Annotated in this window: 12 protein-coding genes and 1 pseudogene; 7 read left to right on the forward strand and 6 right to left on the reverse strand. The window is 67.3% G+C overall.

The window, feature by feature from the left end:
• Positions 1-102: 102 nt before the first annotated feature.
• The 3 genes from folK to tsaD form a co-directional block, all read right to left on the reverse strand.
• Positions 103-600 carry a 2-amino-4-hydroxy-6-hydroxymethyldihydropteridine diphosphokinase gene (folK, locus tag ABD974_RS16440; protein ID WP_345304418.1) on the reverse strand — a complete coding sequence of 166 codons (498 nt, stop codon included), beginning with the start codon at positions 598-600 and terminating at the stop codon, positions 103-105.
• A gap of 14 nt (positions 601-614) precedes the next feature.
• Positions 615-968, reverse strand: a complete 354-nt coding sequence (gene folB / locus ABD974_RS16445; RefSeq protein ID WP_345304419.1) for a dihydroneopterin aldolase — start codon at positions 966-968, stop codon at positions 615-617.
• Positions 969-1,038: 70 nt separating this feature from the next.
• Positions 1,039-2,067, reverse strand: coding sequence for a tRNA (adenosine(37)-N6)-threonylcarbamoyltransferase complex transferase subunit TsaD (gene tsaD, locus ABD974_RS16450; protein WP_345304420.1), 1,029 nt, complete (start codon positions 2,065-2,067; stop codon positions 1,039-1,041).
• Positions 2,068-2,266: 199 nt separating this feature from the next.
• Here tsaD and rpsU point away from each other — a divergent pair, with 199 nt between their 5' ends.
• The 4 genes and pseudogenes from rpsU to ABD974_RS19535 form a co-directional block, all read left to right on the forward strand.
• Positions 2,267-2,482, forward strand: coding sequence for a 30S ribosomal protein S21 (gene rpsU, locus ABD974_RS16455; protein WP_345304421.1), 216 nt, complete (start codon positions 2,267-2,269; stop codon positions 2,480-2,482).
• A 172-nt stretch (positions 2,483-2,654) separates the two neighbouring features.
• A complete protein-coding gene (locus tag ABD974_RS16460; protein WP_345304422.1) occupies positions 2,655-3,101 on the forward strand; it encodes a GatB/YqeY domain-containing protein in 447 nt (148 codons plus the stop codon).
• 11 nt (positions 3,102-3,112) lie between these two features.
• Complete coding sequence (locus ABD974_RS16465) at positions 3,113-3,619, forward strand: GNAT family N-acetyltransferase (protein WP_345304423.1); 507 nt, start codon at positions 3,113-3,115, stop codon at positions 3,617-3,619.
• 125 nt (positions 3,620-3,744) lie between these two features.
• Positions 3,745-3,843 (forward strand): annotated as a pseudogene (locus tag ABD974_RS19535) (SEC-C metal-binding domain-containing protein); the annotation flags it as partial.
• A gap of 119 nt (positions 3,844-3,962) precedes the next feature.
• Here the strand turns inward: ABD974_RS19535 and ABD974_RS16470 are convergent.
• Positions 3,963-6,134, reverse strand: a complete 2,172-nt coding sequence (locus tag ABD974_RS16470) for a S41 family peptidase (protein ID WP_345304424.1) — start codon at positions 6,132-6,134, stop codon at positions 3,963-3,965.
• Here ABD974_RS16470 and dnaG point away from each other — a divergent pair.
• Positions 6,046-7,713 carry a DNA primase gene (dnaG, locus tag ABD974_RS16475; RefSeq protein WP_345304457.1) on the forward strand — a complete coding sequence of 556 codons (1,668 nt, stop codon included), beginning with the start codon at positions 6,046-6,048 and terminating at the stop codon, positions 7,711-7,713. The two genes, ABD974_RS16470 and dnaG, sit on opposite strands and share 89 nt — an antisense overlap.
• Before the next feature lie 28 nt (positions 7,714-7,741).
• Here dnaG and ABD974_RS16480 read toward each other — a convergent pair whose 3' ends face one another.
• Positions 7,742-8,599, reverse strand: coding sequence for a hypothetical protein (locus tag ABD974_RS16480; RefSeq protein WP_345304425.1), 858 nt, complete (start codon positions 8,597-8,599; stop codon positions 7,742-7,744).
• A gap of 179 nt (positions 8,600-8,778) precedes the next feature.
• Here ABD974_RS16480 and ABD974_RS16485 point away from each other — a divergent pair, with 179 nt between their 5' ends.
• Positions 8,779-10,320, forward strand: a complete 1,542-nt coding sequence (locus ABD974_RS16485) for a thiol-activated cytolysin family protein (protein ID WP_345304426.1) — start codon at positions 8,779-8,781, stop codon at positions 10,318-10,320.
• A 71-nt stretch (positions 10,321-10,391) separates the two neighbouring features.
• A complete protein-coding gene (locus ABD974_RS16490; RefSeq protein ID WP_345304427.1) occupies positions 10,392-10,961 on the forward strand; it encodes a hypothetical protein in 570 nt (189 codons plus the stop codon).
• A gap of 69 nt (positions 10,962-11,030) precedes the next feature.
• Here ABD974_RS16490 and ABD974_RS16495 read toward each other — a convergent pair whose 3' ends face one another.
• A complete protein-coding gene (locus ABD974_RS16495; RefSeq protein ID WP_345304428.1) occupies positions 11,031-12,143 on the reverse strand; it encodes a dipeptidase in 1,113 nt (370 codons plus the stop codon).
• Positions 12,144-12,191: the final 48 nt, after the last annotated feature.

A 12,191-nucleotide genomic window follows, 5' to 3' on the forward strand; every position in this document is an offset into this window, starting at 1 on the left:
GCGTCTCCCGCAAGCGCTGGAAGTCACCCGTCGCGGGTGAGGAGCGTCATTTCAAAGCCGTCATTCCAAAGCCGTCATTCCAGCGCCGACATGCGCGGCGCGTCAGCCGCCGGCATCCGGATCGAAGACATGCGCGAACCGCACGTCGCGTTCGGGCGATGCCGCCCACAGCGCCGCCAGCGTGCGTCCGCTGCGCGGCTCGACGAGGTCCGGCGCGATCTCCGCCAGCGGCATCAGCACGAACGCATGCTTCAGATCGTCGCGCGGCAGCTGCAGATGCCCGGGCCCGTCCAGCACCCGGTCGTCGTAGAGCACGATATCGATGTCCAGCGGCCGATTGCCGAAGCGCGGACCGCTGCGGTCGCGGCCGTGCGCATCTTCCAGCGCGTGCAACCAGTCGTTGAGCGCGAACGGATCCAGATCGCTGTCGATCGCCGCCGCCGCATTGAGGAAATCCGGACCGTCGAATCCCACCGCCGGGAAGCGATAGACGGCCGAAGCGACGATGTCGCCGAAACGTTCTCGCAGCGCGGCGAACGCCGAACGCAGATTGTCCTCGGGTGCGAGATTGCTGCCGAGACTCAGGTACGCCTTGCCCATGTCCGCCGACGCCCTCAGGCCCTGCTGCGTTCGATCATCACGCCTACCGCGCGCGCGCCGCGCACCGCGCCGGGCTTGCTCAGCTTCAGGCGCACGTGCGAGACCGCGAATTCGTCGAGGATGATCCCGGCGCAGCGCTCGGCCAGGGTTTCGACCAGCCCGAACGACGACTGCGACACATATTCGATCAATCGCTTGCTGACCGCCTTGTAATCCAGGGTGTCGGCGATGTCGTCGGTGGCCGCGGGCCTGTGGTTGTCGAATGCCATCTCGATGTCGAACTGCAGCGGCTGGCGGATGCGCCGCTCCCAGTCGTAGATGCCGATCAGCGTCTCGATCTCGAGCGCTTCGATGAAGACTTTGTCCATGGCCGTGCGGAGGAGAACGAGAGGCGTGCATCGTAACCGAAGCTTCCGCGGAAGCGGCGGAGGCTCGCGATCAGGCCACCGGATCGAGCGTCGCCATGTCCCAGCGCGGCGCGACGTGCACCGACGCATCGCTGCGCTGGCCGGCCTGCAGGCGAAGCGCTCCGGCGAAGGCGATCATCGCGCCGTTGTCGGTGCACAGCTCAGGACGCGGAAAGCAGACCCGGCCGCCGCGCTTCGCCACCATCGCGTGCAGGCGCTCGCGCAGGCGCCGGTTGGCGCCGACGCCACCGGCGACCACCAGCACCTTCGAACCGGCGGCGTCCAGCGCGCGTTCGCATTTGATCGCCAGCGTGTCCACGACGGCGTCCTCGAAGCTGCGGGCGATATCCGCGCGGGTCGTGTCGCTCTGGTCCGAATCGCGCCAGGCCAGCAACACCTGGGTCTTCAGGCCGCTGAAGCTGAAATCCAGTCCCGGGCGGTCGGTCATCGGCCGCGGGAACCGGAATCGACCCGGCGTGCCGGTCTGCGCGAGCGCGGCGAGCTGCGGGCCGCCCGGATACGGCAGACCCATCAGCTTGGCGCTCTTGTCGAAAGCCTCGCCGGCGGCATCGTCGAGCGTGTCGCCGAGCAGCCGGTAGCGCCCGATGGCGTCCACCGCCACCAACTGGCTGTGGCCGCCCGAGACCAGCAGGGCCACGAACGGCGGTTCGGGCGGGTCGTCCTCCATCAGCGGCGCCAGCAGATGGCCCTCCATGTGGTGCACCCCGATCGCCGGCAGATCCAGGGCCCAGGCCAGCGCCCGCGCCACGCCGGCGCCGACCAGCAGCGCCCCGACCAGCCCGGGGCCGGCGGTGTAGGCCACCCCGTCGAGGTCGCGGACCCCCAGCCCGGCGTCGGCCAGGGTCTGGCGGATCAGGGGCAACAGCTTGCGGACGTGATCGCGGCTGGCCAGTTCGGGCACAACCCCGCCGTATTCGGCATGCAGGGCGATCTGGCTGTAGACCGCGTGCGCGCGCAGCCCGGCCGCGCCAGGACGGGCCGTGTCGTAGACGGCCACGCCGGTCTCGTCGCAGCTGGTTTCGATGCCGAGGACGTTCACGGAGGTGGGATGGGGGCGGCTGAGGGCACGGGCAAGCCGCATAGCTTACCCTGCCCGCCCCGCCACCCTCCGCCTCGGCTTGCCCCGCGGGATTCGGGCCGTTATCATGCGCGGCTCGCCCGGACGGACCGGGTGGTGCGAGTCCCTTCGCCAGAGCCCGGCCGGACGGCCGGTTTCTCCAAAAATCCCGAGATCCCACATGCCCAGCGTCAAAGTCCGCGAAAACGAGCCGTTCGAGTTTGCCCTGCGTCGCTTCAAGCGCACCTGCGAAAAAGCCGGCGTCCTCGCCGAAGTCCGCAAGCGCGAGTTCTACGAAAAGCCGACCCAGGAACGCAAGCGCAAGGCGGCCGCCGCGGTGAAGCGTCAGGCGCGCCGCACCTCGCGCGACGCCACCAAGCGTCAGCGTCTGTACTGACCCCAGTACGCCCGATTCCTGCGCGACCCCCGGGTCGCGGCCTACAGCGAATCCCGAAGCCGGCCGCGCTCTGCGCAGCCGGCTTTTTGTGTTTTCCGCTTCCCGCAGATCGTTTCCCCGACATCACCCATCCGGTCCGCACGCCGCGGGCCGCGCACCACGGAGCGACACCATGAGCCTCAAGCAACGCCTCACCGACGACATGAAGACCGCGATGAAGGCCGGCGAAAAGGACCGCCTCGGCACCATCCGCCTGATCAACGCCGCGATCAAGCAGAAGGAAGTCGACGAACGCGTCGAGATGGACGACGCCCGCGTCCTCGCCGTCCTCGAGAAGATGGTCAAGCAGCGCAAGGATTCGATCGAGCAGTACGACAAGGCCGGCCGCGAGGATCTGGCCGCGGTCGAACGCGCCGAAATGGCGATCATCGAACTGTACCTGCCGGCGAAGATGGGCGAAGCCGAGATCCGCGCCGCGATCGAGGCTGCTGTCGCCGAAACCGGGGCATCGAGCCCGGCCGACATGGGCAAGCTGATGGGCGTGCTCAAGCCGCGCCTGGCCGGCCAGGCGGACATGGGCGAAGTCTCGAAGCTGATCAAGCAGCGCCTCGCCGGCTGAGCATCGCGCCGATGTCCGCCGCCCCGCCCGTCATCGTCATCCGCCCGGCCGTCCGCGAGGACGCCGGGCAGATCCTCGCCTTCATCCGCGAGCTGGCCGAATACGAAAAGCTCGTCCACGAGGCGGTGGCCGACGAAGCCAGCCTCGCCGCGCATCTCTTCGGCGAGCGTCCGTACGCAGAGGCGCTGATCGCCGAAGTCGACGGCGAGCCTGCCGGCTTCGCCCTGTTCTTCCACAACTTTTCCACGTTCGTCGGCAAGCCGGGGCTGTATCTCGAAGATCTGTTCGTGCGCCCGGCGTTCCGCGGCCTCGGCCTGGGCAAGCGGCTGATGGTGCGGCTGGCGCGGATCGCACTGGAACGCGACTGCGGCCGCTTCGAATGGTCGGTGCTGGACTGGAACACCCCCGCCATCGACTTCTATCGCAGCCTCGGCGCGGCCGGTATGGACGCATGGACCGTGCAGCGCGTCGGCGGCGATGCGCTGAAAGCGCTGGCCGCGCAGGATCGCGAATCCTGATCGTTTTCCGCGGCCCATCCCGGGCCGCCGTTGCAGGAGGTGTCACATGAAACGCAGCCCCTTCCACGACCCGTGCTTTCGAGGTCACCCGTAAGCGCCGCAGAGGCTTCCCCTCCGAAACCCGGGTGAAACGCGGCCGTCGCTTCGTCCACGGCGCCAAGGAACTCGTCGAGAAACTGGGACGCAACGATCCCTGTCCGTGCGGCTCGCTCCGGAGGTTCAAAACACTGCTGCCTCGGCAGCGGCCGTTACGAAGGCGTCGAACGGCACGACTTTTTTCAGGGACTGAAACGCGAAACGCCCCGGCAGGTCCGGGGCGTTTCGCTGTCCGGGAACGATGCGCTCAGCGCGGACCCGATCCGAGGATCTCGGCGACGGCACGATCAAGCGCGCCATCGCGCCCAGTTCGGATGTCCTCGATCGTTTCGGCGACTTCGATGTCCGGCTGCACGCCGCTGCCGACGAACGTGGTGCCATCCGGATAGGTGTCGCGCTTGACGCAGATGCGCGCCTTGCCGCCGCCGGGCAGGTCGAACAGCAACGGCTGCCCGGTGCTGCCGCCGCTGGGCATGCCGATGATGGTCCCGCGTCGCATCAGCCTGAAGATCGCAGCGGTGTCTTCGGCTGCGGAAAACGTGCGTGCATCGATCAACACGACGACCGGCCCATCGAACTGCCGCGTTTCGGTGGACGCGCTGTCCGATTCGAGGATCCTGCGCCAGGTGTCAGAAGGGACACTGCTCGACGCGGCGTCGAAGGGTACGTTTTCGCGATAGTAGGAGCGCATCGACGGGATGCGCTCGCGGGTGAGATGCGCCAGGATCTTCAGCCCATACGACGTGTTTCCGCCGCCGTTCCCTCTCAGATCGACGATCAGCCCCCTGGCGTTGCCCATCCGCTCGAAGGATTCGCCCAGAGCGCGCGCGGACGCATCGTTTTCGAACTGGGTCGCACGCAGGACCGCGATGCCGTCGTCGCGCAGGCGGAACAACGGCACGTCAGCGGGTTTCGGTCCGGTGCGATAGCCGGATCGCGGCGCGGCGACGTCGAACGTTCGGCCGTTCGCGCCGGAGAATCGCAGTGCCGCCGGCTTCGCCTCTTCGCCGGCGAGCAATCGATATTCGAACATGCGTACCGCCATATCCTGCGGGGTGGACGCCCCGACGTAGGGCCGGATGGTGCGTTCGGCATAGTCGCGGACCGGCTGCCCGTCGATCGCCAGCAACTCGTCGCCGACCTTCAGACCCGCCTCCACCAGCCCCGCGTCCGCGATCGAGACCACCACCACCTTGCCCTCGACCATGCGCGTGCGCAGCCCGGGACGTGCCTGATGCGAGCGCAGCGGCTCCGGCAGATAGACATTCGAATGCCCATCCTGCAGGCGTGCCACGAAGCGTTCCAGCACCCGGTAATAGGCGAGCGTGTCCGGTGCGGCGATCGCCTCGGTCAAGGTCTCGCGATACGCCCGATCCCAGTCGAGGTCGGGCACGTGATCGAACCACGCGAAACCATCGCGGGCCTTGCTCCAGATCAGCGAAACGCCCGCGATCCGCTCGTCGACAGGCAGTTGCGCGCGGTGCGCGGTGCGGAGCGACGGCGCGTTCGACCACCATTCGGCGACCCGCTGCTGCCTTGCGATTTCCGCATAGCCGGGCAGTTCCTTCAGCGACCGGATCGCGACGTCGCCGATGCCCGTTCCCGTCCCGTCGGCCGTCTTCTGCAGCGCCCCGGGCAGGGCCGACCATTGGAACGTCATCAGTTCGCGCCAGCGCGCCAGCGCGCGATCGCTCTCGCCGATGCGGGCATGCAGCCGCACCAGATCCACGAGAATGTTGTAGCGGCGATACCGCAGATAGACGTTGCCTTCGGCGAGTTCCCTCGGCAACGGCTCCTCCATCGCCGTCAGATCGGATTCGAGCGTGCGGATGATGTCGCGGATGTCTTCCACGGATGCCGGATTGTCGCCCCAGATGACGTCCGAGTGGCGATTGCGATTGACCGACACCTTCTCGTACAGCTCCGCCGAAGGAGACGACGCCGTCGACTGCGCGTGAACGTGGCCCGCAGCGGCGCCGGCAAGCAGCGCCGCGCAGGCGAGCGGTCGCAGGCTCCGGACGATCCGGGCTTGAAACCGTACCGACGAACGGGCGGACGCCGAGGCGATCCGGGACATTGACGACATGGACGATTCTTCCGTGGCTGAGATCCGGGCACAGACTATCGCGAACGATGAAAGTTCGCGTCGATCGATCGACGCACCACGACGTTCCCTGATCCCGGGGCACACCGGGGGCCGGCACCCGCCCGGACACCCGGATGAGACATCGCCCCCTGATACACTGCCGGAGCCCGCTTCCGACCCGCACATGGCCCGCATCCCCGACGCGTTCATCGACGACCTGCTCGCTCGCACCGATATCGTCGAGCTGATCGGGTCGCGCGTGCCCCTGAAGCGCCAGGGCCGGGAATATTCCGCGCGCTGCCCCTTCCACGACGAACGCTCGCCCTCGTTCACGGTCTCGCCGACGAAGCAGTTCTACCACTGCTTCGGCTGCGGCGCGCACGGCACCGCGATCAGCTTCCTGATGAATTACGACCGCCTCGAATTCCTCGACGCGGTGGACGAACTGGCCAAGCGCGTAGGGATGGAGATCCCGCGCGACACCCAGCAGCGCAACGTCAATCCCGACAGCATCGACCAGTACGCCGCACTGGAAGCCGCGAACGCGTTCTTCCAGCGCCAGCTCGCGGCGACACCGAAGGCGCTGGCGTATTTCGAGCGTCGCGGCGTGAGCGCGGAAATCCGCGCGCAGTTCGGGCTCGGTTACGCGCCGGACGGATTCTCGGCGCTGCGCGATGCGCTCGGCACCGACGAACGCCGGATGAAACTGCTGGAACGCGTCGGCCTGTTCTCGAAGAACGACAAGGGCCATGTATACGACAAGTTCCGCGACCGGGTGATGTTCCCGATCCACGACCGGCGCGGGCGCACGATCGCGTTCGGCGGTCGCGTGCTGCAGAAGGACGACGGCCCGAAATATCTCAACTCGCCGGAGACCGCGCTGTTCCACAAGGGCCGCGAACTCTACGGCCTGTGGCAGGTGCGACAGGCGAATTCGAAGATCGAACGCCTGATCGTGGTCGAAGGCTACATGGACGTGATCGCGCTGTTCCAGCACGGCATCGCGCAGGCGGTGGCGACCCTGGGCACCGCGACCACGCCCGATCACGCCGAACTGCTGTTCCGCAACGCGCCCGACGTGTATTTCTGCTTTGACGGCGACGCCGCCGGGCGCCGCGCCGCCGGCAAGGCGATGGAATCGGTGCTGCCGCGGATGAAGGACGGACGCCAGGCGTTCTTCCTGTTCCTGCCCGACGGCGAAGATCCGGACACGCTGGTGCGCAGCGAAGGCCGCGAAGGCTTCAATGCGCGCCTGCGCGACGCCACGCCGCTGTCGACGTTCTTCTTCGACGAACTGGCGAAGGACGTGAATCTCGGCACGCTGGACGGCAAGGCGCGTCTGGCCGAACGCGCGAAGCCATTGCTCGCGCAGATTCCCGACGGCGCGTTCGGCGATCTGATGCGCCAGCGCCTGACCGAACTCACCGGCGTCGGCGCGCGCGACAACGCCACGCCGCCATCGCCGGCGCGTGCGCGCCTGCAGCCCCAGCAGACCCAGAAGCGCAGCCTCGTGCGCGGCGCGATCGCGCTGCTGCTGCAACGCCCGGCGCTGGCGCTGGATCTCGCGCCGCCCGACGGCTTCAGCGCCCTGCGCCAGCCCGGCATTCCGCTGCTGGCCGAACTGGTGTCGCTGGTGCGCGCACGCCCGGAAATCACCACCGGCGGCGTGCTCGAACACTTCGCCGATCGCGAGGAACTCGCGGCATTGCAGAAACTCGCCTCGCAGGACATGCCCGGCGAGGAAGCGAAGTGGCAGGAGGAATTCCTCGACGCCATGGCGCAGCTGGAACGGCAGACCGTGCAGCAGCGGATCGACGAACTGCAGGCCAAGCAGCGTGAGGTCGGCCTCGACGACGACGACAAGGCGGAACTTCGCGCCCTGCTGCTCGAGAAGGTGCGACCCCGGCAGTAATCGCCGTCGCCGAAGACAGCGCCGGGCCTCAACCGCGGGGGCCTCGTGTCCTCCGCGGCAGACGTTCGGCGCGCTGGTGCGCATCGGCCATCGAACGCAGCAGGGCATGCAGACTGCCGCGGGCTTCCGCGAGGAAATCGACGGAGAATCGCGCGCGCCGACGGCGCAGATCGTGGTCGAGGATACCTCGGTCCTCGGCGCCATTGATGACGTTGCGCACATGCGACTTCGATACCCCGAGCGACTGGGCGACGCGCTCACCGCTGATCTCGAACCATATCGGCGCATCCACGCACGGCGAGACACGCAGGCACGCGGCGCAGTGCGCATTCAGATAGGCATATGCAATGCGAAGACCGCACTCGCGATCCTCGAACCACTGCCATCGGCCGAAACGGCGTCGATTCCCGGCGATACCGTCGATCACGGGCAACGATGATCTGACGAAGCGCTCGAAATAGTCGGCATCGCGATGCAGGCGATCCGCGCTGCCCGTCGGCAGGATCCCGATCGCCTCCGCGAAGACGAAATGATGCGCGAGCCAGTCGCGCAAACCTTCGACGACGGGCCGACCCGGGATGAGATATTTCTCGCGGCGATCGACCGGATTCGCCGCGGACACCACCAACCCGAACACTTTCGCGATACCGATGAAGGCCGCGAGCGTGCGCCCGCAACCCGTCTGCGCCTGCAGCCATGCGACGGTGGGCCTGCGCGCATCGGTCCGGGCTTCGGCTTCGAAGTGCGCGATCACCAGGCGCCCCATCGCGTGCGACTGGAAGACGCGGGCGAAGACTTTGTTGATCAGGCGCGCCCCGATGAACATCCGGTAGACCTGATCGGTGTAACGCATGCAGGCGCGCAGGTATCGCTCGTCATCGGTCACGCGCGCCGCCAACCCCCTGCAGGATGCATGCGGAATTTGGACTTGCAGGACGAGAGCGGTCTTTCGAACATGAATTCCGCGGGCACCGGAGCGAACGAACGCCGACGTGACCGCGGACATCGCGCACTCGTCCCTTCGCGGACGAGGCACTCATGACCCCAACGGAAGGACCTTCGCAAATGAAGATGGATTCCATTCGAACCGCGCCGTACGAATCGGCCCGGACTTTGCATGATGCCGCTGCTGTCCGCAACCGCGGCATCGCGCTGCGACGACTGGCCTCGGCGATATTGCTCTCCGCTGCGCTGGCGCCACTGGCATCCAGCGGCGCGGAAGACCGGAGCGATATCGATCGTTTCGTCCGGACCATGGACTTCGACGCACGGCGCATCCTTTCGGCGCATGCGTCCGACGCGACCCAGGCCTTGCCCGCGCGACGCGATGACGGCAACGGCGTCACGATCTGCAAGGCCACGCAGCGCAATGCGAGCGGAGAGACCAACGACATCTCCATCCTTTCTCCGACCGCAGGCACGATCTACCCGGGCGCGCTGGTGCGGGTGAATGACGCGCTGGTGGAAGGACGGCCGCAGGCGCTCCCCGCGCCGCGCGCGCCGGTGACCCTCCGGCTCGATCTTCCCGGACAACGCCATGCGGGAACCCGGGTCGAACAGCCGTCGTTTTCCAATGTCCAGTCCGCGATCGACAACATCCTGATCGACTGGATCGACGCGCAGCCCACGCATGGCTTCAACGCACCGGCACGGCATACGCTGAATACGCAGCGCGCCTACAGCCGCGAACAGGTGGCCGCCTCGCTGGGACTCAATGCGCAGTGGATCAACAATTCCTTCACCGCCAACATCCGCGGCGCGCACGAGCGCGAGACCAAAACCCACATCGCGCTGTTCCGCCAGATCTATTACAGCGCGATCGCCGACCTTCCCAAAGCGCCGTCGGCGGTGTTCGCGCCGCAGGTGACGCTGGCATCGCTGCGCCAGCAGATCGACAACGACAACCCGCCCGGGTTCGTGCGCTCCGTCGATTACGGGCGGCTGCTGCTGATCCGCATCGACACCGAGAACAGCGTGAGCGACATCGAGATCGACGGCGCGCTCCGCTATGCGTCGGGCCAGGATACGTCCGTCAATGCCGATGTGGCCAGCCGTTATCAGAACCTCGCACAGAACGCGCGCATCACGGTACTCGCGATCGGCGGCAACGCACAGGATGCGGCGGCGGTCACCGGCATGGCCGGCCTGCAGCGCGCGATCCGTTCCGGCGCCACGTTCGGGCGCGCGAACCCCGGCGTCCCCATTTCCTACACCGTGACCTTCCTCCGCGACCACGCGATCGCCGCGATGCGATTCACCGCCGATCATACGGAGTGGTCTTGCACGCGACGTCAGAACGCCTACATCCGGCTTCGCCACGACGGCGCCTACGTGGCGCGGTTCGAGATCGACTGGCGGGAATTCGACGACTCCGGCGCACCGGTCGAAAGACAGTGGCGCTCGGGTTCCCAGACCGCCGGCTGGACCCACACCCGGCATTTCCCGGGCGATGCCGAAGGCATCCGCATCCGCGCCTACGCCTACACGGGGCTGGCATGGAACCGGTGGGCGGAAACGATCAATACCGAGCTGAAGGCGCCGACGAACAGGTGCTTCCGGATCGCCGGCGCCGTGCATCACCGCACGGTCGACCAGAATTGCCCCTGACCGCCTTCTCACCCCGACGCCACACATCGACCCCAAGGAGACACCACATGCTTCTGTTCTATGGAAAGCCCATGCACAATCTCGATGACGACGAGAACCTGAGCCGATTCGCGCGACTCGCCGCACTGCGCAGTCATTTCTTCGCGTTCAAGCAATGGCCGGAGTTCGCTCCGGAGAAAAAAGACACGCAGACGCATGCCATGGCGATGGCCCTGAAACAGGGAACCACGCTCGGCGACATGAGCGGCGACGCCGGCATCCTCGTCATCAATGCGCACGGCAGCGCGAAAACCTTCAGCGGACTCGATGCCGACCAGGTCGCGGCCGATCTGTTCGCGCTCGGCATCGAAGCGGCCGGCACCCGCGAACTATGGGTCGCCGCGTGCAATTCGGGATTGCAGGACCAGCGGAACACGCGATTCTCGCCCACCTTCACACAGCAGTTGAGCATGCGTCTGAGAGAGCGGATGCCCGGGATCGTCGTCTACGGACCGCGCGGCATCCTGCGCTACGGCGAAAGGACGATGGAGAACATCGGCAACGGGCAACAGACGCTGCGATACGGCCGGGTCTACGTCTTCGACAAGAAGGACAAGCACGAATATCCGTTCGAGCAGGGCTGGGTCCGCGCGGGATATTGAGCGATCCGCATCGGCATCGCGGGGCGATGCCCTCCGGCGTCGCCTCGCGGCCGAAGGGGCCGCTCGGGATCAGCCCCAGACGTCCCGCATCACCCGCGCGAAATTTCCGCCGAGGATCTTGTCGATGCGCGCATCGGAATGCCCGCGCTTCGACAGCAGCATCGCCAGCGTGTCGAAACGATCGGCGGTGTTGAGATCCGGAATGAAAGTGTAGAGATCCGGCGGACGCCCGCGTTCGAACACGCCATCCTCGACCGCGCCGGCGACCCACTCGCGATTGTCCTTTTCGAATTCGGGCGTGCGCGCCACCGGCGCGACGCCGGCATCGGTGCCGATGCCGACATGGTCCTCGCCGCACACATCGATCGCGTGCTCGATGTGGCGGATCACGTCCTCGGCCATCGGCTGGGTATCGGTGCGCAGATACGGCCAGAAGATGATGCCGGCGACGCCGCCCTTCTCCGCCAGCGCACGCAGCGTCGCATCGTCGGTGTTGCGCGGCAGATCGGCGAGCGCGCGGCAGCCGGTGTGGCTGATCAGCGGCGGCGCGGTGGACGCGGCGATGCCTTCGGCCATGGTGCGCGCGGAACCGTGGGCGACGTCGACCACGATCTTCTCCGCATTGAGACGCGCGACGACCTCGCGGCCGAAATTGCTCAGCCCGGCGTTGCCCGGCTCCATGCAGCCGTCGCCGACGAGGTTGCGGCGATTGTGGGTGAGCTGGATCACGCGCACGCCCAGTCCGCGGAACAGCGCGATGCGGTCCGCATCCTCGCCCAGCGATTCGGTGCCCTGGAAGGTGTAGATCAGGCCGAGCCTGCGCTCGCGCCGTGCGCGTTCCAGATCGGCGGCGGTACGCACCGCCAGCAGATGCGCGGGATGGCGGGCGACGATCGCGTCCCACTTCGCCAGCGTGGCCCGGGTCTTTTCGAACGCGGCATCGTCCAGCCAGAAGCGGCCGGACGGCGCGATCGTGAGCACGGCCGCGGTCAATCCGGAGGCGCGGATCGCATCGAGTTCCGCCGCGGTCGCGGCCGCATCGTCCTCGAACCACAGCAGACCGGTGCCGCCGGCACCGTCGATGGCGATCGTGTCGCGATACAGCGGCCATGCCGGTGCGGAACCCGCACGCCCGCGCGCCGGACCACCCGCGAACGCGGCCCCGGGCGCCAGAGACAACATCAACGCCGCCGACCCCAATCCTTTCAACGCTTCACGACGCCCCGGCAT

This window comes from Lysobacter hankyongensis (assembly GCF_039543145.1).
Lineage (GTDB): Bacteria > Pseudomonadota > Gammaproteobacteria > Xanthomonadales > Xanthomonadaceae > Lysobacter_I > Lysobacter_I hankyongensis.